The organism is Pseudomonas sp. IT-93MI4 (genome assembly GCF_949767635.1).
Taxonomy (GTDB): domain Bacteria; phylum Pseudomonadota; class Gammaproteobacteria; order Pseudomonadales; family Pseudomonadaceae; genus Aquipseudomonas; species Aquipseudomonas putida_A.
In genome coordinates this window covers 27,377-47,986 of sequence record NZ_CATKPP010000010.1, presented here as the reverse complement: position 1 = coordinate 47,986, position 20,610 = coordinate 27,377, and the positions used below count along the sequence as shown (strand labels likewise).

The 20,610-nt window shown below is 59.6% G+C and carries 16 protein-coding genes and 1 tRNA gene; 14 read left to right on the top strand and 3 right to left on the bottom strand.

Features of this window, described 5'->3' with window-relative positions; genetic code table 11:
* Positions 1 to 35 precede the first annotated feature (35 nt).
* The gene (locus ACM6I7_RS07035; protein ID WP_414888224.1) at positions 36 to 1,265 is read left to right on the top strand and encodes a multifunctional CCA addition/repair protein; all 1,230 of its coding nucleotides are present in this window, start codon (positions 36 to 38) and stop codon (positions 1,263 to 1,265) included.
* 80 nt (positions 1,266 to 1,345) lie between these two features.
* On the opposite strand, the gene folK is transcribed toward ACM6I7_RS07035, so the two are convergent.
* Both folK and folB read right to left on the bottom strand, forming a co-directional pair.
* On the bottom strand, positions 1,346 to 1,864 hold the full coding sequence (gene folK, locus ACM6I7_RS07030) for a 2-amino-4-hydroxy-6-hydroxymethyldihydropteridine diphosphokinase (RefSeq protein WP_027610712.1): 519 nt from the start codon (positions 1,862 to 1,864) through the stop codon (positions 1,346 to 1,348).
* Positions 1,855 to 2,211 (bottom strand): dihydroneopterin aldolase, encoded by a 357-nt coding sequence (gene folB / locus ACM6I7_RS07025; RefSeq protein WP_003228857.1) that lies wholly within the window; start codon positions 2,209 to 2,211, stop codon positions 1,855 to 1,857. The genes folK and folB overlap by 10 nt, the downstream gene beginning before the upstream one ends.
* Positions 2,212 to 2,285: 74 nt before the next feature.
* On the opposite strand from folB, the gene plsY reads away from it, so the two are divergent.
* Complete coding sequence (plsY, locus tag ACM6I7_RS07020; protein WP_027610711.1) at positions 2,286 to 2,855, top strand: glycerol-3-phosphate 1-O-acyltransferase PlsY; 570 nt, start codon at positions 2,286 to 2,288, stop codon at positions 2,853 to 2,855.
* A gap of 35 nt (positions 2,856 to 2,890) precedes the next feature.
* Here plsY and tsaD read toward each other — a convergent pair whose 3' ends face one another.
* Positions 2,891 to 3,916 carry a tRNA (adenosine(37)-N6)-threonylcarbamoyltransferase complex transferase subunit TsaD gene (gene tsaD / locus ACM6I7_RS07015; RefSeq protein ID WP_414888223.1) on the bottom strand — a complete coding sequence of 342 codons (1,026 nt, stop codon included), beginning with the start codon at positions 3,914 to 3,916 and terminating at the stop codon, positions 2,891 to 2,893.
* Between the two features lie 199 nt (positions 3,917 to 4,115).
* On the opposite strand from tsaD, the gene rpsU reads away from it, so the two are divergent.
* The 12 genes from rpsU (at position 4,116) to pqqB (ending at position 20,571) form a co-directional block, all read left to right on the top strand.
* Positions 4,116 to 4,331 carry a 30S ribosomal protein S21 gene (gene rpsU, locus ACM6I7_RS07010; protein ID WP_002551877.1) on the top strand — a complete coding sequence of 72 codons (216 nt, stop codon included), beginning with the start codon at positions 4,116 to 4,118 and terminating at the stop codon, positions 4,329 to 4,331.
* Positions 4,332 to 4,812: 481 nt separating this feature from the next.
* A complete protein-coding gene (dnaG, locus tag ACM6I7_RS07005; RefSeq protein WP_336841133.1) occupies positions 4,813 to 6,780 on the top strand; it encodes a DNA primase in 1,968 nt (655 codons plus the stop codon).
* Positions 6,781 to 6,847: 67 nt separating this feature from the next.
* Positions 6,848 to 8,695, top strand: coding sequence for an RNA polymerase sigma factor RpoD (gene rpoD, locus ACM6I7_RS07000; protein ID WP_027610709.1), 1,848 nt, complete (start codon positions 6,848 to 6,850; stop codon positions 8,693 to 8,695).
* Between the two features lie 126 nt (positions 8,696 to 8,821).
* On the top strand, positions 8,822 to 12,568 hold the full coding sequence (locus ACM6I7_RS06995; RefSeq protein WP_027610708.1) for a bifunctional diguanylate cyclase/phosphodiesterase: 3,747 nt from the start codon (positions 8,822 to 8,824) through the stop codon (positions 12,566 to 12,568).
* A 15-nt stretch (positions 12,569 to 12,583) separates the two neighbouring features.
* Positions 12,584 to 12,660 (top strand) — tRNA-Ile (locus ACM6I7_RS06990).
* Positions 12,661 to 13,095: 435 nt separating this feature from the next.
* Positions 13,096 to 13,425 carry a PBECR2 nuclease fold domain-containing protein gene (locus ACM6I7_RS06985; protein ID WP_414888222.1) on the top strand — a complete coding sequence of 110 codons (330 nt, stop codon included), beginning with the start codon at positions 13,096 to 13,098 and terminating at the stop codon, positions 13,423 to 13,425.
* Positions 13,426 to 13,720: 295 nt separating this feature from the next.
* Complete coding sequence (locus ACM6I7_RS06980; RefSeq protein ID WP_115988767.1) at positions 13,721 to 14,182, top strand: Lrp/AsnC family transcriptional regulator; 462 nt, start codon at positions 13,721 to 13,723, stop codon at positions 14,180 to 14,182.
* A gap of 207 nt (positions 14,183 to 14,389) precedes the next feature.
* The gene (locus ACM6I7_RS06975) at positions 14,390 to 16,072 is read left to right on the top strand and encodes a flavin monoamine oxidase family protein (RefSeq protein ID WP_414888221.1); all 1,683 of its coding nucleotides are present in this window, start codon (positions 14,390 to 14,392) and stop codon (positions 16,070 to 16,072) included.
* Between the two features lie 12 nt (positions 16,073 to 16,084).
* Complete coding sequence (locus ACM6I7_RS06970) at positions 16,085 to 16,879, top strand: carbon-nitrogen hydrolase family protein (RefSeq protein WP_414888220.1); 795 nt, start codon at positions 16,085 to 16,087, stop codon at positions 16,877 to 16,879.
* A gap of 48 nt (positions 16,880 to 16,927) precedes the next feature.
* The gene (pqqF, locus tag ACM6I7_RS06965; protein ID WP_414888219.1) at positions 16,928 to 19,345 is read left to right on the top strand and encodes a pyrroloquinoline quinone biosynthesis protein PqqF; all 2,418 of its coding nucleotides are present in this window, start codon (positions 16,928 to 16,930) and stop codon (positions 19,343 to 19,345) included.
* A gap of 158 nt (positions 19,346 to 19,503) precedes the next feature.
* Positions 19,504 to 19,578: a pyrroloquinoline quinone precursor peptide PqqA gene (gene pqqA / locus ACM6I7_RS06960; RefSeq protein ID WP_003422658.1), complete on the top strand. Its 75-nt coding sequence runs from the start codon at positions 19,504 to 19,506 to the stop codon at positions 19,576 to 19,578.
* An 81-nt stretch (positions 19,579 to 19,659) separates the two neighbouring features.
* Entirely contained in the window at positions 19,660 to 20,571 is a 912-nt protein-coding gene (gene pqqB / locus ACM6I7_RS06955) for a pyrroloquinoline quinone biosynthesis protein PqqB (RefSeq protein ID WP_027610702.1), read from the top strand.
* Positions 20,572 to 20,610 lie beyond the last annotated feature (39 nt).

Genomic DNA, 20,610 nt, shown 5'->3' with positions numbered 1-20,610 from the left:
CAAGGGTTATCCTGTCGGGCTAACGGAGGTTTTTTATGCAGATTTTCAAGGTTGGCGGTGCGGTACGCGATCGCTTGCTGGGTATACCGGTCACCGACGTTGATCGGGTGGTGGTGGGCGCGACCACTGAGGAAATGCTCGCCCAAGGGTTTCGCCCCGTGGGTGCGGATTTTCCGGTATTCCTTCACCCGAATACCGGCGAGGAATACGCCCTTGCCCGCACCGAACGCAAAAGCGGTCGCGGTTATGGCGGGTTCACTTTTCACGCCAGTCCTGACGTCACTCTTGAAGAAGACCTGATCCGCCGCGACCTGACCATCAATGCAATGGCCGAGGACGACCAGCAAAACCTCACCGATCCCTATCATGGGCAACGCGATCTCGAAGCGCGGATCCTGCGCCACGTTTCCCCCGCATTCGCCGAAGATCCGCTCCGCGTGCTGCGCGTTGCGCGCTTTGCTGCCCGTTATGCCAGTCTTGGCTTCACTGTCGCACCAGAAACACTGGAACTGATGCGCCAGCTCAGCGAGTCCGGCGAACTGCAGGCGCTGACCGCCGAACGCAGCTGGAAAGAAATCTCCCGCGCACTGATGGAAGATCAGCCGCAGGTATTCATCCAGGTGCTGCGCGATTGCGGCGCACTGAAAGAACTGATGCCGGAAGTCGACGCGCTGTTTGGCGTGCCACAACCGGAAGTGCATCACCCGGAAATCGACACCGGCCTGCACACTCTCAGCGTTCTGGAGCAATCAGCGCTGCACAAACAACCGCTGACGGTACGCTGGGCTTGCCTGCTGCATGACCTCGGCAAAGGCCTGACGCCGGAAGAAGAGTGGCCACGACATATCGCCCATGAACACACTGGGTTGAAGCTGATCAAAGCGGTCAACGAACGCTTCAAGGCACCGAAGGATTGTCAGGAGTTGGCCTTGCTTGTCGGCAAGTACCACACCCACTGTCACCGGGCGCTGGAATTGAAGGCCTCAACATTGCTGGAGCTGTTGCAGAGCTTTGATGTGTATCGACGACCGCAGCGGTTTGAAGAGTTTATCGGCGCATGCGAAATGGACGCCCGAGGCCGTAAAGGGCTGGAGCAGAGAAGTTATCCACAGGCCGATTATTTACGCGGCGCTGCCCAGGCTGCGCGGGAAGTCGCGGTGCAGCCGTTGCTGGAGAAGGGATTCAAAGGCCCGGAACTGGGCGAAGCGCTGAAGCGAGAACGACTGAAGGCGCTAAAAGCCTACAAAGACAAGGCGTCAGCCTGAAAAGCTTCGCGAGCAAGCCCGCTCCCACAAGGGGAATGCATTCCAAATGTGTGGGCTTGCTCGCGAAAGCGGCCGTTAATTCAACGTAAATCCGAAGACGTCAGTTGCTGCCCACGCCACTCAAAGGCCACCGGCGCCAACACCTGATCAATCTGCGCCTCGGCCCACAACGTCGCGAAGCTTTTTCCCACACCCGGATGCACTCGATCCGGCGCAATCAGCGACAGCGGCCACAACACAAAGGCGTTTTTCAGGATTTCGGCACGCGGCAGGATCAAGCCGTCGAAGTTACCGGTCAGATCGCCGTATAACAGCACGTCGATATCCAGCGGCAGCCCCTTGCGATCCGGCGCATAGCGACCGTTATCGGCTTCGATGAATTTCAGGCGCCGATCCAGCTCCATCAAGGGCAGATCGGTAAGCGCCGAGACCACGAAGTTGAAGAAAGGCCCGCTCTTTATCCCCACCGGCTGACTCTCGAACACCGCCGAACAGCGGATATCCACCAGAAACGTCGCCAAAGCGTCGAGCCCGGCGCGCAAATGGGTTTCGCGCTCGATATTGCTACCGAGCCCGAGGTACACCTGAGTCAGCGACATCCGCGCTCAATCTCCACACCCACGCCACCCTTGGCGGCCGGCACGGCGCCCGGCTTGGTCAGCTTGAGGCGAACCCAGGTGATCTTGAATTCGGCCATCAGCACTTCGACCAGGCGCTCGGCAAAGGTCTCGACCAGTTGATATTGGGATTGCTCGGCAAACGCCTGGATGCGCGTGGAAACGCTGGCGTAATCGAGCGCCAGGGTCAGGTCGTCACCCGCGGCGGCCGGGCGATTGTCCCAGGCGAAGCTCAGATCAAGACGCAGGCACTGTCGAATGCCCCGCTCCCAGTCGTAAGCACCGATCACGGTGTCGACTTCCAGGCCCTCGATAAACACTCTGTCCAAGCACTTTTCTCCGCTGCACGACAAGGGCGCAATGCGCCGTTAGAATCAGGGCGTCCTCGCCCGGAATAGTTAGCATGTTTTGGTTACTGGCGACTCTCGCCTACCTGCTCGGCTCTCTGTCCTTCGCCATTTTGCTCAGCCGCCTGACCGGAAACCCGGATCCGCGAATGAGTGGCTCGGGTAATGCCGGCGCCACCAACATGCTGCGCCTGGTCGGTCGCAAACTGGCGATCCTGACCCTGCTCGGTGATCTGTGCAAAGGCCTGGTACCGGTGCTGATCGCAGCGGCCGCTGGCCTTTCGTTGCAGGATCAGGCCTGGATCGGCGTGTGCGCCGTGATCGGTCACCTGTTCCCGCTGTACTTCCGTTTTCGCGGCGGCAAAGGTGTCGCCACCGCTGCCGGCATGCTGCTGGGCCTGTATCCACCCGCCGCGCTGCTGGCGGTGTGCGCCTGGCTGCTGACGTTCTACCTGACCCGTACCAGCTCGCTGGCGGCGTTGATCGCCACGCCCCTGACCCTGCCCTTGCTTGCGTGGCAAGAACCGGAGGCGCTGCTGCCGATGAGCGCATTGACATTGCTGATCGTCTGGCGCCACCGCGGCAATCTACGCGACCTGTTTGCCGGGCGCGAACGGCATTTTTAAATACCGCTCAGCCACACCGCCAATCGCACCGCCAATCACAGTGCCGACAACTGCTCCATCGGCCAGCGCGCCTGCACGCTGATCGCCAGACTTTCCTGCTGACCGGCCTGCAAACGCTGACAACCGGCAAACGCGATCATCGCGCCATTATCGGTGCAGAACTCGGGACGGGCGTAGAACACATCGCCCTGCATATCGCCGAGCATCTTTTCCAGCGAAGCGCGCAAGGCCTTGTTGGCGCTGACGCCGCCAGCGATCACCAGACGCGTCATGCCCGCGTGTTTCAGGGCGCGCTTGCACTTGATGGTCAAAGTCTCCACCACGGCCTGCTGGAACGCCAGCGCGATGTCGCAACGGGCTTGCTCGCTGTCGTCCCCGGCGTTGACGCATTGCTGCCAGGTATTGAGAGCAAAGGTCTTCAAGCCGCTGAAGCTGAAATCCAGGCCCGGGCGATCACACATCGGACGCGGGAAGGTGAAACGTCCTACGACGCCCTTCTCGGCCAGCTTGGCGATTTCCGGCCCGCCCGGATAATTGAGGCCCATCATTTTCGCGGTTTTGTCGAACGCTTCGCCTGCAGCATCGTCGAGGGTCTCGCCGAGCAGGCTGTATTGGCCAATGCCATCGACCTGAACCAGTTGCGTATGCCCCCCGGAAACCAACAAAGCGACGAACGGGAATTCCGGCGGCTTTGGCTCCAGCATCGGCGCCAGCAAGTGGCCCTCCATGTGGTGCACACCAAGCGCCGGAATGCCCCAGGCAAACGCCAGCGCCTGAGCGCACGAGGCACCCACCAGCAGCGCCCCGACCAGGCCCGGGCCCGCGGTGAAGGCGATCGCATCAATCTCGGTCGGCACGCAGTCAGCCTCGGCCAACACCTGACGAATCAAGGGCAGCATGCGTTTGACATGGTCACGCGAGGCCAGCTCCGGCACCACGCCACCATAGACGCGGTGCAGGTCGATCTGACTGAACAGCGCGTCGGCCAGCAGGCCGCGCTCACTGTCGTATAATGCGACGCCGGTTTCGTCGCAGGAGGTTTCTAATCCCAGTACTAGCATGGGTTTGCGCCTTGTTTAGGCTGAATTCGAAGGCGCGCATAATAGTCGCCATGCGATGCCCCGACTAGCGGTTTTCGATCAGAGGCTTTGCATTCCGAGCGATGAGGGGTTAACATCCGCAACCCTTAAAAACCGACGTCTTCAAGTGCTCTTTTGCCGCGAGGATGTTGACCCCGGTAATGAATGAAGGTAGCTCTGGATGCCAGCCGTCAAAGTTAAAGAGAACGAACCCTTCGACGTAGCTCTGCGTCGTTTCAAGCGCTCCTGCGAAAAAGCCGGTGTACTGGCTGAAGTTCGTAGCCGCGAATTTTACGAGAAGCCAACTTCTGAGCGTAAGCGCAAAGCAGCAGCCGCTGTTAAGCGTCACGCCAAGAAAGTTCAGCGCGAACAGCGCCGCGCCGTTCGTCTGTACTAATACACAGACGATCGTAGCAAGCTTCTTGCCTAAGCCCGGCCCTCAGCCGGGCTAATGGCATTTGCGTAAAACGCTTGATGCTTCACCGTCGAAGCCGCACACGCGACCGAGACAAATCTGCTTCACGCGTCAGACCTGGCTCTTTTGCCAGCGGTGCACGTCTTTTCTGACGAGCCTTTCAAGGCTACTGACGAGCACACCCACTGATTCCTCTTACGACGATCAGCCCAAGGCACCTGCATGCGTGCCCGTTTTATTGAGCTATCCGGGGCCATTTATCGGCCGTCAGCGGATTCAGCGCAACACTTTCAAATAGTCGAAAACTGATGAGTACTAACGTCAGTGGTTTTTCGGCAGATACACTTCCCGACAGCGATCACGCAACCGAACCCGGTCGAGCCGCCCACTTTGTGCGCCTCACTCAAGACCTGCGTCCGGCCGCCCTTCGCATCGGACTCATTACAGCGCAGACGAGAACGCCATGGCCGGGCTGATTCCCCAGAGCTTTATTGACGACCTCCTGAACCGCACCGACATCGTCGACGTGGTCAGCTCGCGTGTGCAACTGAAAAAGGCCGGCAAGAACTACACCGCCTGCTGCCCGTTCCATAAAGAGAAAACCCCATCGTTCAGCGTCAGCCCGGACAAGCAGTTCTATTACTGCTTCGGTTGCGGCGCCGGTGGCAACGCCCTCGGCTTTCTCATGGACCACGACAACCTGGATTTTCCCCAGGCGGTTGAGGACCTGGCTAAAGCCGCCGGCATGGAAATCCCCCGCGAAGAAAGTGGCCGCCCGCACAAACCGCGGCAGCCAACCGATTCGCCGCTGTACCCGCTGCTCACCGCCGCCGCCGATTTCTACCGCCAGGCGCTCAAGAGTCATCCCGCGCGCAAGGCTGCGGTGGATTATCTCAAGGGCCGCGGACTGACCGGCGAGATCGCCCGGGACTTCGGTCTCGGCTTCGCGCCGCCGGGCTGGGACAACCTGTTCAAACATTTGAGCAGCGACACTTTGCAGCAGAAGGCCATGATCGACGCCGGCCTGCTGATCGAGAACGCCGAAACCGGCAAACGCTATGACCGCTTCCGCGATCGCGTGATGTTCCCGATCCGCGATACCCGCGGCCGCATCATCGCTTTCGGTGGCCGGGTACTCGGCGACGACAAGCCGAAATACCTGAACTCGCCGGAAACCCCGGTCTTTCATAAAGGCCAGGAGCTCTACGGCCTCTATGAAGCACGCAAGAACAACCGCAACCTCGACGAAATCATCGTCGTCGAGGGTTACATGGACGTCATCGCCCTCGCCCAGCAAGGTTTGCGCAATGCCGTCGCGACCCTGGGCACTGCAACCAGCGAAGAACACCTCAAGCGTCTGTTTCGGGTAGTGCCGAACGTCTTGTTCTGTTTCGACGGCGACCAAGCCGGCCGCAACGCCGCATGGCGCGCACTGGAAGCAACATTGCCGTGCCTGCAGGACGGGCGCCGCGCGCGCTTTCTGTTTTTGCCCGAAGGCGAAGACCCGGACACCCTGGTTCGCGCCGAAGGCACTGATGCCTTCAAGGCCCGAATCAACCAACATGCGCAACCGCTGGCCGATTATTTCTTCCAGCAACTGACCGAGGAAGCCGATCCGCGCTCGCTCGAAGGCAAGGCCCACATGGCCACCCTCGCCGCGCCGCTGATCGACAAAGTGCCGGGCGCCAACCTGCGCATCCTGATGCGTCAGCGCCTGACCGAAATCACCGGCCTGAGCAGCGAAACCGTCAGCCAGCTGGCGCAAAGCGCGCCGCAGGAAGCGCCGCCCGCCTACGATCCGGGCATCGATTACGACGCAATGCCGGATTACAGCGACTACCATCAGCCGCAGGCACAAGACATGTATGTGCCGCAGCAGGAGTGGACGCCGAAGAAACCCGGCGCCGGCGGCAAGAAATGGGACAAGAAACCCTGGGACAAGAACGGCAAGCGTGGCGGCGATCGCGATCAACAACGCCCGCGCACACCAATTGGCGTCGAATCGCCGACTCTTACCGCACTGCGAACATTGCTGCATCACCCGCAACTGGCCAACAAAGTCGAAAACACGCGCAATTTTGCCGATGACGCCAATAGCAACAATCAACTGTTGATCGCGCTCATCGAAGCAGTGCAAAAGAATCCTAAGCTACGCTCTTTAAGTGCATTGATGGCGCGCTGGCACGGTACGGATCAAGCGCGCACACTCAAGGCTCTCGCTGAGAAAGAATGGCTGATTAACGATGAAAACCTTGAACAACAGTTTTTCGACACCATTAATAGCCTATCAGCGAAGCAACGGGAACGCGTGCTTGAAAGACTTCTTACGAAATCAAGACGAGGCGATTTGAGCACCGAAGAGAAACATCAGGTTCTTGAGCTTCTAAAACGCAATGTTCCTGAATCAAACCCGACCTCAACTGGCGCGTGAGGTCATAGCTCAGGTATAATCCTCGGCTTGTTTTTTGCCCGCCAAGACCTTCAGTGGATAGGGTGTTATGTCCGGAAAAGCGCAACAGCAGTCTCGTATTATTGAGTTGATCAAACTGGGTCGTGAGCAGAAGTATCTGACTTACGCCGAGGTCAACGACCACCTGCCCGAGGATATTTCAGATCCGGAGCAGGTGGAAGACATCATCCGCATGATTAACGACATGGGGATCCCCGTACACGAGAGTGCTCCGGATGCGGACGCCCTTATGTTGGCCGACGCCGATACCGACGAGGCCGCTGCGGAAGAAGCAGCCGCTGCGTTGGCAGCGGTGGAGACCGATATCGGTCGCACCACTGACCCGGTGCGCATGTACATGCGTGAAATGGGTACGGTCGAGCTTCTGACTCGTGAAGGCGAAATCGAAATCGCCAAACGTATCGAAGAAGGCATCCGTGAAGTGATGAGCGCGATCGCGCACTTCCCTGGCACGGTTGACCACATTCTCTCCGAGTACACTCGCGTCACCACCGAGGGTGGTCGCCTGTCCGACGTTCTGAGCGGTTACATCGACCCGGACGACGGCATTGCGCCGCCGGCCGCCGAAGTGCCACCGCCGATCGACGCGAAAGCCGCCAAGGCTGACGACGATACCGACGACGATGACGCCGAATCTTCGGATGACGAAGAAGAAGCCGAAAGCGGTCCGGATCCGGTCATCGCGGCCCAGCGTTTTGGCGCTGTGTCCGATCAGATGGAAATCACCCGCAAGGCCCTGAAAAAGCACGGTCGTCACAACAAGGCAGCGATTGCCGAGTTGCTGGCCCTGGCCGAGCTGTTCATGCCGATCAAACTGGTGCCGAAGCAATTCGAAGCCCTGGTCGAGCGTGTTCGCAGCGCCCTGGATCGTCTGCGTCAGCAAGAGCGCGCGATCATGCAGCTGTGTGTACGTGATGCACGTATGCCACGCGCCGATTTCCTGCGTCAGTTCCCGGGCAATGAAGTCGACGAAAGCTGGTCCGACGCCTTGGCCAAAGGCAAGAGCAAATACGCCGAAGCCATTGGTCGCGTACAGCCGGACATCATCCGTTGCCAGCAGAAACTGATCGCGCTGGAAACCGAGACCGGCCTGACCATCGCTGAAATCAAGGACATCAACCGTCGCATGTCGATCGGTGAGGCCAAGGCCCGCCGCGCGAAGAAAGAGATGGTTGAAGCCAACTTGCGTCTGGTGATCTCGATCGCCAAGAAGTACACCAACCGCGGCCTGCAATTCCTCGATCTGATCCAGGAAGGCAACATCGGTCTGATGAAAGCGGTGGACAAGTTCGAATACCGTCGTGGTTACAAATTCTCGACTTATGCCACCTGGTGGATCCGTCAGGCGATCACTCGCTCGATCGCCGACCAGGCCCGCACCATCCGTATTCCGGTGCACATGATCGAGACAATCAACAAGCTCAACCGCATTTCCCGCCAGATGCTGCAGGAAATGGGTCGCGAACCGACCCCGGAAGAGCTGGGCGAACGCATGGAAATGCCTGAGGACAAGATCCGCAAGGTATTGAAGATCGCTAAAGAGCCGATCTCCATGGAAACCCCGATCGGTGATGACGAAGACTCTCATCTGGGTGACTTCATCGAAGACTCGACCATGCAGTCGCCAATCGATGTTGCAACCGTTGAAAGCCTGAAAGAAGCGACCCGCGAAGTGCTGTCCGGCCTCACTGCCCGTGAAGCCAAGGTACTGCGCATGCGCTTCGGTATCGACATGAACACCGACCACACACTCGAAGAAGTGGGCAAACAGTTTGACGTAACGCGTGAGCGGATCCGTCAGATCGAAGCCAAGGCGCTGCGCAAGCTGCGCCACCCGACGCGAAGCGAGCATCTGCGCTCCTTCCTCGACGAGTGATACCAGAACCCCCGGCCCAGGCCGGGGGTTTTGTTTATGCGGCAGATTAAATCCCTCGCACCGCCCCTCCCCGGCATACCCCGTCTACACTCGAAACAATGAATCCCGTGCCATAACGAGACGGTTATGCCCAGACTGGCGCCCGTGCTTTTCTTGCTGTCACTGATGATCTGGACCGCAACGGCTGACGCGCTGACTCTGACCGATGAAGAACGTAGCTGGCTGGCGGCTCACCCGGACTTGCGCCTGGGTGTCGATGCGTCGTGGCCGCCGTTCGAGTTCCGCGATGAACAGAATCGCTATCAAGGCCTGGCCGCCGACTATATCGACGTGATCCGCCAGCGCCTGTCGATCAAACTCAATCCGGTCGAGCCATCGAGCTGGACCGAAGTGCTGGCGCAGGTGAAAACCGGCAAGATCGACCTGCTGCCGGGGATCATGTCCACGCCGGAGCGCCAGAACTATCTGTCGTTTACCCGCCCCTACCTCGATTTCCCGATCGTGATCCTCGCCCATATCGGCGGCGCACAACCGCGCAAAATCGAGGACCTGTACGGTCTGAAGATCGCCGTGGTGGAGAACTACGCCCCCCACGAACTTCTGCGCACCCACCATCCCGACCTGAATCTGGTGGCCATGCCCAATGTCAGCTCGGCCTTGCAGGCTCTGGCTACCGATGAGGTAGACGCCGTGGTCGGCGACCTTGCCTCCAGCGTCTGGAGTCTGCGCCAGCTCAAGCTCGACGGTTTATACGTCAGCGGCGAAACCCCGTATCGCTATCAGCTGGCAATGGGCGTACCCCGCGACAACAAAATGCTGGTGGGCATTCTGGACAAAGTCCTGGCGGACATGAGCCCCGAGGAAATCAGCAGCATTCAGGAACATTGGGTCGGCAATGTTCTGGACCATCGGACATTCTGGTCGGATCTTCTGATCTATGGCCTTCCGGGCCTGTTGCTGCTGGTCAGCATTCTGGCGGTGGTCATTCGCATCAATCGCCGCTTGAGTTCGGAAATAGCCCGCCGCGTCGACCTCGAACAGGAATTGCGCAGCAGCGAATATCATTACCGCGGATTGGTCGAGAGCCTTTCGGCCATCGCCTGGGAAGCGCGCATGAGCGACTTCACCTACAGCTATGTGTCGCCCCATGCCGAAGATCTGCTCGGTTATCCACAGGCGCACTGGCTGATTCCGGGCTTCTGGCGCAACATCATTCACCCCGCCGACCTGACCCGCGCCCAGGCCATTTGCGATGAGGCGGTACGCGACGGACGCGATCACACCCTCGACTATCGGGTGATCACCGCTGACGGGCGCTGCCTGTGGGTGCGTGACATTGTCAGTCTGATTGAACATGGCCACGAGCCTGTGATGCGCGGGCTGATGATCGACATCAGCGAAACCAAGCGCACTGAGGAGGCGCTGCGGCTTTCGGAGCAGAAGTTCGCGTCGGTGTTCCAGCAATGCCCGGATATCCTCGTGATCGCGCGGTTGTCCGACGGCTGTCTGCTGGAGGTCAACGAAGCCTTTGAAGAACAGATCGGCCTCAAGGCCAAGGACGTCGTCGGCCAGACCGCCACTGAACTCAACATCTGGGGCATCCCCGGGGTCGGGCCCGGGCTGTTACAGCGCTTGCAGGCCGGCAGCATCCGCAACCTGGAGATGCCCTTTCGCCGCAACAACGGCCAGGTGTTCACCGGTCTGATCTCCGCCGAGCCCTTCGACCTCGACACCACTCCCGCGTTGGTGGTGGTCGTGCGCGACATCACCCAGCTCAAGGAAACCCAACAGCAACTGCAAACCTCTGAAGAGAAGTTCGCCAAGGCCTTTCACGCCTCGCCGGACGGCTTGTTGCTGTCGCGTCAGAGCGATGGCTTGCTGCTGGAAGTCAACGAGGGCTTCAGCCGCATCACCGGGTTCAACAGCGCGATGTCGGTGGATCGCTCGGCGTTGGATCTGGGGATCTGGGTCAACCTCAACGAACGCAAGCAGATGCTCGACCTGCTGCACCGCGACGGCTTCGTACGCGATTTCACCTGCCATATCCGCCGCAGCGACGGGCAAATCCGACTGTGCGAAGTCTCCAGCCGTCCGCTGCCGATCGGCGAAGAAGACTGCATGTTGACCATTGCCCGGGACATCACCGAGCGCCATTTGATGCAGGAAAAACTGCAGCAGGCCGCCACCGTATTCGAGAGCACCGCCGAAGGCGTGTTGATCACCGACACCCAGCAGCACATCAGCGCGGTGAACCGTGCGTTCACCGAAATCACCGGCTACAGCGAAAGCGAAGCCCTCGGTCACACCCCGCGTCTGCTCGCCTCGGGACTGCATGACAGCGCGTTTTATGCGGCAATGTGGCACCAGTTGACTGCTGAGGGACACTGGCAGGGTGAGATTTCCAACCGGCGCAAGAACGGCGAGTTGTATCCGAGCTGGCTGACCATCAGCGCCGTACGCAACCGCGACAAGTTCATCACCCACTTCGTCGCGGTGTTCGCCGATATCTCCAGCCTCAAACACGCACAAGCCAAGCTCGATTATCAGGCGCACCACGACCCGCTCACCGGCCTGCCGAATCGCACCCTGTTCGAAAGTCGCCTGCTCACCGCGCTGAACAGTCAGCAGGAAAACGGTGGTCAGGGCGCGGTGCTGTTCCTCGATCTCGACCGCTTCAAACACATCAACGACAGCCTCGGCCACCCGGTTGGCGATCTGCTGCTCAAAGGCATTGCCGTGCGTTTGAAAGAACAACTGCGTGATATCGACACCGTCGCACGACTGGGCGGTGATGAATTCATCATTCTGCTGCCGGGTCTGCAACAAGCCAGCGATGCCGACAACATCGCATTCAAACTGCTCAACTGCTTTGGCGCACCGTTTCAGGCCGGTGAGCACGAGTTTTTCATCAGCGCCAGCATCGGCACCAGCCTCTATCCACGGGATGGCTGCGATGTCGCCACCTTGGTGAAAAACGCCGACGCGGCGATGTACCGCTCCAAGGCCAAGGGCCGCAACCGCGTCGAAAGCTACACTCGCGACCTCACTGCCCAGGCCAGCGAGCGCGTGGCACTGGAGCACGAACTGCGCCGGGCCATCGAGCGCGAAGAGTTGTTCCTCTACTACCAACCGAAAATCAGCCTCGACGACCATCGCCTGGTCGGTGCCGAAGCACTGATCCGCTGGCGTCACCCGACCTTCGGCGAAGTGCCGCCGGAGCACTTCATTCCACTGGCCGAAGAGAACGGCATGATCCTGCAGATCGGCGATTGGGTGCTCGAGACCGCCTGCCGGCAGATGTTCGAGTGGAGCCAGATCTACGACAGCCTCGGCCCGCTGTCAGTCAACCTCGCCGGTGCGCAACTACGCCAACCGAATCTGCTCGGACGCATCGAACAACTGCTCAGGGACAACCGTCTGCAGCCGGATTTACTGCAACTGGAAATTACCGAAAACTTCATCATGAGCCAGGCCGAGGAGGCCTTGGCGGTGCTGCACCAGCTCAAACACTTGGGCGTACAACTGGCGATCGACGACTTCGGCACCGGTTATTCTTCGCTCAGCTACCTCAAACGCCTGCCGCTGGACATCCTCAAGATCGACCAGTCCTTTGTTCGCGGACTGCCCGATGACCCGCACGACGCGGCGATTGTCCGCGCGATCATCGCTCTGGGCCGGAGCATGCAATTCACCGTGATCGCCGAAGGCGTCGAGACCCAGGCCCAGCAACAATTCCTCGCCGCCGAAGGTTGCGAACAGATCCAGGGCTACATCGTCAGCCTGCCGCTGCCCCCGGAAGAATTCGCCGCAACGTTTCTTCGTGTAACCGTATCGGATTATTCGGATAGCACAGCCGCCAAACCGTCGCTATAATCCGCGGCCTACTGAGGGCCTATAGCTCAGTTGGTTAGAGCAGAGGACTCATAATCCTTTGGTCCACGGTTCAAGTCCGTGTGGGCCCACCACATTTGAAAGCCGCGCTACATGCGCGGCTTTTTCTTGGGCGATCAGTTGAGGGGACAATCTTTGCGAGCGCAATGTTCGGAAGACCTCCCCGAAGGCTGTAGGAATGTTCCGAAGTTATGTTTTCTCCCCTCCCCGCGCCTTGTTGACTGTTTCCCCAGACAAGTAATCTCCGGACGCCACTGCCCGTCCAGGATTGTTTTTATGCTTGTGAATGCTGCGCCACTGATAAAGGAAGCAGCCGACCAACCTGGATTGACCTTGCTCTGCCAGATCTAAGAACATTGCCCAGAGAAATTCGGTCAGCCGCAATCGAAGAAGTCAAAAGGGCTGACGACGCCGAAGGCGCTCTCAAAATCCTTATGAATCACTTCGGGTTCGTCGACGATTCCGTACTGGCCGTTACTATCCTCACGCCTATTGGAAACGTTGCAGTCATGCGAGACAAACTGGCCCATATCGTCGAGAAACGTCCAGACTCCCGAGAACGCTATGTTCGACATGCCATCGACACGCTGGCGGGACCATTCGAAGTACGAAAAGTCCTCTACGATAATGGCGGTTTCCGATTGGCATTCATCAACGCCTATGAGGCAAAAAACGACATGCTCGTCGTGGTCGATGTGCGGAACGGGCACGTCCTCTGGAATTTCATGCACGCTCCGTCAAGAGCAATGAACAAGCACCGCCATGGCGATCTTTTGTACAAGCGGTACATTCTTGAAGACAAAGAAAAGGGCAGCCATTTGGCTGCCCTTGATATTTGAATCCTGATATTTGCATCCTCAGGAAATGGGATGAAGAGGTCTCACCTTACACCGATGTTGCAGCATCGCTGAGGTACCTACGTCCGCTAAAGCCCTGCAAGGCAGCAGATTTCGCGCTCTTGTTGGCATTCTTGATAAATAGGCCCGGCAAGTCAAACCAAATATTTGATGTTTGTTTTGGCGCAACAATTGCCTCCACGCATAAGTGACGTGTTCAGTCATCGCCAGCAGCGTGTCGCTGATAGTGCCTGTAACATGCAAACTCATCCGCCCTCGACAGTCACGGAGCCGACCCTTGCCCGACACCCGCCCACCCGCCCTCGACGAAATCGACCGCCGGCTGATCGCCGCCCTGCAAATCAACGCCCGCGAAAGCGTGGCCATGCTTGCCCGGCAGCTGGGCATTGCGCGGACCACCGTCACATCGCGGTTGGCGCGGCTGGAGAGGGCCAAGGTGATCACCGGTTATGGCGTACGTTTGGGGCAGCGCGTGGTCGATGGCGGGTTGCAGGCGTATGTCGGGATCAAGGTGCAGCCGCGTTCCGGCAAAGAGGTATTGCGCCGGTTGAGCGCGATGGCGCAGGTGCAGCAGTTGTGTGCGGTGAGTGGCGAATTTGATTATGTGGCGTGGCTGCGCACAGATTCGCCGGAGCAGCTCGATCAGTTGCTGGATCAGATTGGCAGTGTGGATGGGGTGGAGAAGACCACGACCTCGATCATTTTGAGCAGCAAGATTGATCGGGGGCAGCCGGTTTGAGCGCTGGTGAGCTTGATGGCCTCATCGCGAGCAGGCTCACTCCTATATTTGGTCGGAATGTAGTCATTAATCGTCATATTGATAAATTAACTGGCAAAACGACGACACTTTGCGTCTTATTAACGTGTTCTACGCTCCCTAGAATGGCTGGCATCTTTTCCTATACTCAGACGCGCATCCTGCGTCGGGTCGCCAGCAAGGTCAGCCATGAACAAGAACAATCGCCATCCTGCAGACGGTAAGAAACCCGTCACCATTTTCGGCCCGGACTTTCCGTTCGCCTTCGACGACTGGATCGAACACCCGGCCGGTCTCGGCAGCATTCCTGAACACCATCACGGCGCTGAAGTGGCGATTGTCGGCGCGGGTATCGCGGGTCTGGTGGCCGCCTACGAACTGATGAAGGTCGGCTTGAAGCCGGTGGTGTACGAGGCCTCGAAACTGGGTGGCCGCCTGCGTTCGCAAGCGTTCAACGGCACCGACGGCATCGTCGCGGAACTGGGTGGCATGCGTTTCCCGGTGTCCTCTACTGCGTTTTATCACTACGTCGACAAGCTCGGTCTTGAGACAAAACCTTTCCCGAACCCGCTGACGCCGGCTTCCGGCAGCACCGTGATCGATCTCGAAGGCAAAACCCATTACGCACAAAGCCTGAAGGATCTTCCTGCACTGTTCCAGGAAGTGGCTGACGCCTGGGCGGATGCGCTGGAGGCGGGCTCGCAGTTCGCTGATATCCAGCAAGCCATCCGTGACCGTGATGTGCCACGCCTCAAAGAACTGTGGAACAAACTAGTGCCGCTGTGGGACGACCGCACGTTCTACGACTTCGTGGCCACTTCCAAAGCCTTCGCCAAACTGTCGTTCCATCACCGCGAAGTGTTCGGTCAGGTCGGTTTCGGTACCGGCGGCTGGGACTCGGACTTCCCCAATTCGATGCTGGAAATCTTCCGCGTGGTGATGACCAACTGCGATGATCACCAGCACCTGGTGGTGGGCGGTGTGGAGCAAGTGCCGCAAGGCATCTGGCGGCATGTGCCGGAGCGCTGCGTGCACTGGCCGGAAGGCACCAGCCTGAAATCCCTGCACCGTGGCGCGCCGCGTTCCGGCGTGAAGAAAATCGCTCACGCGCCGGACGGCCGTTTCGCCGTCACCGACAACAACGGCGACACCCGCGAGTACGCCGCCGTGCTGACCACCTGCCAGAGCTGGCTGCTGACCACGCAGATCGAATGCGACGAAACCCTGTTCTCGCAGAAGATGTGGATGGCGCTGGACCGCACGCGCTACATGCAGTCGTCGAAGACCTTCGTGATGGTCGACCGTCCATTCTGGAAGGACAAGGATCCGGAAACCGGCCGCGACCTGATGAGCATGACCCTCACCGATCGCCTGACCCGCGGCACCTATCTGTTCGACAACGGTGACGATAAGCCGGGGGTGATCTGCCTGTCCTATTCGTGGATGAGCGACGCGCTGAAGATGCTGCCGCACCCGGTAGAAAAACGCGTGGAGCTGGCGTTGAACGCGCTGAAGAAGATCTACCCGAAAGTTGACATCGCCGCGCGGATCATCGGTGATCCGATCACGGTTTCGTGGGAAGCCGACCCGTACTTCCTCGGCGCATTCAAAGGCGCCCTGCCCGGCCACTACCGTTACAACCAGCGGATGTACGCGCACTTCATGCAGGACGACATGCCAGCCGAGCAGCGCGGGATTTTCATCGCCGGTGACGACGTGTCGTGGACCCCGGCGTGGGTCGAAGGCGCGGTGCAGACTTCGCTCAACGCAGTGTGGGGCATCATGAAACACTTCGGCGGTTCGACACATAAAGAGAACCCGGGCCCGGGTGATGTGTTCAAAGACATCGGCCCTATCGCCCTGCCCGAGTAAGAGGAATCCCCGATGCGTGTAGCCCTTTACCAATGTCCACCGCTGCCCCTGGAACCCGCCGCCAACCTGCATCGCCTGCAGCAACTGGCGATGGAGGCCAAGGGTGCCGACCTGCTGGTGCTGCCGGAGATGTTCCTGACCGGCTACAACATCGGCGCCGAGGCAGTCAGTACGCTGGCCGAGGTCTACAACGGTGAATGGGCGCAACAGATCGGTCGAATCGCCAAAGCCGCCGGGCTGGCAATTGCTTACGGGTACCCCGAGCGCACGACCGATGGGCAGATCTACAACGCCGTGCAGTTGATCGACGCGCACGGCGAGCGCCTGTGCAACTACCGCAAGACCCATCTGTTCGGCGACCTGGATCGTTCGATGTTCAGCACCGGCGAAGATGCGTTTCCGGTGGTCGAGCTCAACGGCTGGAAGCTCGGTTTCCTGATCTGCTACGACCTGGAGTTTCCCGAGAACGCGCGGCGTCTGGCGCTGGCCGGTGCCGAGCTGATTCTGGTGCCGACGGCAAACATGATTCCGTTCGATTTCGTCGCTGACGTTACCGTGCGTTCCCGTGCCTTCGAAAACCAGTGTTACGTGGCGTACGCCAATTATTGCGGGCAGGAAGGCGAGATCCACTATTGCGGACAAAGCAGCATCGCCGCGCCGGACGGCAGCCGTATCGCCCAGGCCGGACTCGATGAAGCATTGATCGTCGGTGAGCTGGATCGACAGTTGATGGCAGATTCCCGCGCCGCCAATCGCTACCTCAACGACCGTCGTCCCGAGCTTTACCACGCGTTGAACAAGCGCTGACCCCACCCAATCCGCTAGCATTGGCACTTCACTGTTCTGGAAGTGCCCATGCCTGCGCCGACTCACCCCCGCCCCCACACTGAAACCCTGCCAAACGGCTTGCGCGTGACCCTGCGTCAGGTGCCCGGCTTGAAGCGCAGTGCCGCTGCGTTGCGGGTGGCTGCCGGTAGCCATGACGTGCCACTCAAGTGGCCGGGACTGGCGCATTTTCTTGAGCATTTACTGTTTCTCGGCACTGAGCGTTTTCCTGCGAGTCAGGCGCTGATGGCCTACGTGCAAAGTCACGGTGGGCAAGTGAATGCCAGCACCCGTGAACGCACCACCGACTTCTTCTTCGAACTGCCGACCTCGGCCTTCAGCGCCGGGCTTGAGCGTCTGTCAGACATGCTCGCCCAGCCGCGTATGAATCCGAACGATCAGTTGCGCGAACGCGAAGTGCTGGACGCGGAATTCGTCGCGTGGTCGCAAGATCCGACGGCTCAGCAGGAACTGGCGCTGTACGAGGGATTGCCGGCCACACATCCGCTGCGCGGGTTTCATGCGGGAAATCGCGACAGCCTGAAAGTTGAGTTACCAGCGTTTCAACAGGCGCTGAAGGATTTCCATCAGCAGTTTTATCGTACCGGGCAAATGACGCTAAGCCTGGTCGGGCCGCAGAGCATTGAGGAGCTGCGCGTACTGGCGCAGCGGTTCGCCGCCGCGCTGCCGGTTGGGGATAAGGCCGAACAGGCAGCCCCCCTGCCGTTGACGGTAAAAAGTTATCAACAGGTCGGCGAGCGAAGCAGCCATCTGCTGTTCGCTTTCGAAGCACTGCCCGACTCGTCCGCCGAAGCGCTGGCGTTTCTCTGCCATTGGCTGAACAGCGCCAAGCCCGGCGGGCTGCTCGCCCATTTGCAGCAACAACGCCTCGCGGACGGTTTGAAAGCCGTGCCGCTGTATCAGTTCGCCGGGCAAGCGCTGCTGCATCTGCAATTCACCACCCCAGCCGAATCCTTCAGCGCCATTCGTGAACAGCTTCTGGACTGGTTGAGCTTCTTTGCCGCGCAACAGGACTGGGCAGCGTTGCGCGAGGAATACACCAAGCTGCGTGAGCGTCAGCAGCAAATCAGCGGCGCCCTGCAACTGGCGCGGCTCGACAGTGAACAACGCGAAAACGGTCTGTCGGAAAACGGCGTTGTTGCGCTCAAACAGATCCTGCGCGACATCGGTGTTGTGGATAACTTCAGCGACCATTGGCACCTGCCTGCCGCCAATCCTTTTCTAGGCTCCAACGAGCCGCTGGCCAACGCCGGCCTGATTCGCGGCCAGACCAGCGCCCATCGTGGCTTGCGGACTTTCGCTCAGGATCGCTCGCGCGGTCGGCGTGAGCGTTCGCCGATGCAATTCAGCCAGGCGTTGCCGGATCATAGCGACCACGGCGCGATTTACTTGCGTTGGCAAACGCAGTCGGCGGCCGGCACAGATCTGCAAGGCAAGCTGCGACGCAGCCTGCGGGAAACGCAGGAAGACGCGCGGCAGGCCGGCGTCGAATTGGCGTTCAGCGCCACCGGCACGCAGTGGCTGCTGAAACTGACGGGCTTGCAGGAGCCGATGCCCAGTGTCCTCGAACACGCGCTGAAATGTCTGACGCAAATTGACGCCGATTCAGCGAGCGCAGAGGCAGAAACACCGTTGATACCGATCCGCCAGTTGCTCAAGGCGTTGCCTGAATATTGTCTGTCATCGGCCGTCGAGTCGAACGACGTCAAACAGCTGTGGACAACTTCGCGCTGGGACGGACTGGCCCTTGGCCTCAACGCACAGACGCAATCGGCCATGGGCCTGGCCCTGAGCCGCATCCCCGGCACACCGGACAATCAATTGCCGACCGCGCCGACGATCAATACGCAACATCTGTGGAGCCACATCGACACCGCGTCCAGCGAGCATGCGTTGCTGCTGTTCTGCCCGAGCGCCAGCCGCGAGATCGCCGACGAAGCCGCCTGGCGCCTGCTCGCGCAACTGTGTCAAACCCCGTTTTATCAGCGCCTGCGGGTCGAATTGCAATTGGGCTACGCGGTATTCAGCGCCTTGCGACAGATGCATGGCCAGAGTGGATTGCTGTTTGGTGTGCAGTCGCCAAATACTGCGCCAGTTGAAATGCTTGGGCATATCCAGCAGTTCCTCGAGGGCATTCCTGCGCTGATCGAAAACCTCGATGAAGAGGACTTCAACCAGCAACGCCAGTCACTCGCGGATCAGTTCGATGAGAGTCATCTGTCCGGCAAAGACGCCGCCGAGTTGCTGTGGCAGGCCAAGCTCGCCGGCCACTCGTCGGATTATCTGGCGCAACTGCACACAGCCATTAGTCAACTGAAACGCTCAACATTGCTGGAGGCAGCGCAGCGGTTGCTCAACGCCGAGGGCGGCTGGCGCTGCCTGGCCAACGAATCGTCACCTGGCGCGCCGTGGCAAGCGACAAAATGATCATTACCAAGGCTGCAAGGAGCTTTCTCAAAGATTCACGGGCAATACCGTTGAAATTTTGAGTAACATAGCAGCCTAACTATTTGGAACATCCCTGCGCTGCCGTGGACTATAACTATGGACAGCGCTATCCCACCCACCCAATGAGGAGTCACCCTATGTCCTGGACAAAACCGGCTTACACCGACCTGCGTATCGGCTTCGAAGTCACCATGTACTTCGCCAGCCGCTGAGTTCTGCCTACGCAGACTTGCAGTGCAACGCCTCGGCTCGCCGGGGCGTTTTATTTTCAGCGTTGAAAGATGGGAGCGTTCATGTTCGTCCAGATTCTGGGTTCGGCCGCCGGTGGCGGATTTCCGCAGTGGAACTGCAACTGCGTCAATTGCGCAGGCTTTCGCGACGGCAGCCTGAATGCCAAGGCCCGCACCCAATCGTCCATCGCAATTTCCGATGACGGTGTGAACTGGGTGCTGTGCAACGCTTCGCCGGACATCCGCGCGCAACTGCAGAGCTTCGCCCCGATGCAACCGGGCCGTGCACTGCGCGACACCGGCATCAGCGCGATCATCCTGATGGACAGCCAGATCGACCACACCACCGGCCTGCTCAGCCTGCGTGAAGGCTGCCCGCATCAGGTCTGGTGCACGGACATGGTTCACGAAGATTTGAGCACCGGTTTCCCGCTGTTCAAGATGCTGACCCACTGGAACGGCGGACTGAACTGGAATCGCATCGAGCTCGACCAGAGCTTCACTGTCGCTGCCTGCCCGAACCTGCGCTTCACCCCGCTGCCGTTGCGCAGCGCCGCGCCACCGTATTCGCCGCACCGTTTCGACCCGCACCCGGGCGACAACATCGGCCTGATCGTCGAAGACATGAACACCGGCGGCAAACTGTTCTATGCACCGGGGCTGGGCAAGGTTGATGTGCCATTGCTGGAGATCATGGCCGGCAGTGATTGCCTGCTGGTGGACGGAACGCTGTGGGATGACGATGAAATGCAGCGCCGTGGCGTCGGCACCCGCACCGGTCGCGAGATGGGCCACCTGGCGCAGAACGGCCCCGACGGCATGCTCGAAGTGCTGGAGCAGTTGCCCGAGCAGCGCAAGGTGCTTATCCACATCAACAACACCAACCCGATTCTCGATGAAGATTCGCCGGAGCGCGCGGAGCTGGCGCGGCGTAATGTTGAAGTGGCGTTTGATGGCATGAGTATTGTGCTGTAAGCCGCAGATACCGATGCGCGGCCCTTCGCGAGCAGGCTC

Coding starts and splice junctions, on each gene's coding strand:
- ACM6I7_RS06995 (WP_027610708.1), top strand. CDS start 8,822: ATGCCCAGACTGGCGCCCGTGCTTTTCTTGCTGTCACTGATGATCTGG.
- ACM6I7_RS06985 (WP_414888222.1), top strand. CDS start 13,096: ATGCGAGACAAACTGGCCCATATCGTCGAGAAACGTCCAGACTCCCGA.
- ACM6I7_RS06975 (WP_414888221.1), top strand. CDS start 14,390: ATGAACAAGAACAATCGCCATCCTGCAGACGGTAAGAAACCCGTCACC.
- folK (WP_027610712.1), bottom strand. CDS start 1,864: ATGTCGCTGACTCAGGTGTACCTCGGGCTCGGTAGCAATATCGAGCGC.
- plsY (WP_027610711.1), top strand. CDS start 2,286: ATGTTTTGGTTACTGGCGACTCTCGCCTACCTGCTCGGCTCTCTGTCC.
- rpsU (WP_002551877.1), top strand. CDS start 4,116: ATGCCAGCCGTCAAAGTTAAAGAGAACGAACCCTTCGACGTAGCTCTG.
- tsaD (WP_414888223.1), bottom strand. CDS start 3,916: ATGCTAGTACTGGGATTAGAAACCTCCTGCGACGAAACCGGCGTCGCA.
- ACM6I7_RS07035 (WP_414888224.1), top strand. CDS start 36: ATGCAGATTTTCAAGGTTGGCGGTGCGGTACGCGATCGCTTGCTGGGT.
- pqqF (WP_414888219.1), top strand. CDS start 16,928: ATGCCTGCGCCGACTCACCCCCGCCCCCACACTGAAACCCTGCCAAAC.
- dnaG (WP_336841133.1), top strand. CDS start 4,813: ATGGCCGGGCTGATTCCCCAGAGCTTTATTGACGACCTCCTGAACCGC.
- pqqB (WP_027610702.1), top strand. CDS start 19,660: ATGTTCGTCCAGATTCTGGGTTCGGCCGCCGGTGGCGGATTTCCGCAG.
- ACM6I7_RS06970 (WP_414888220.1), top strand. CDS start 16,085: ATGCGTGTAGCCCTTTACCAATGTCCACCGCTGCCCCTGGAACCCGCC.
- rpoD (WP_027610709.1), top strand. CDS start 6,848: ATGTCCGGAAAAGCGCAACAGCAGTCTCGTATTATTGAGTTGATCAAA.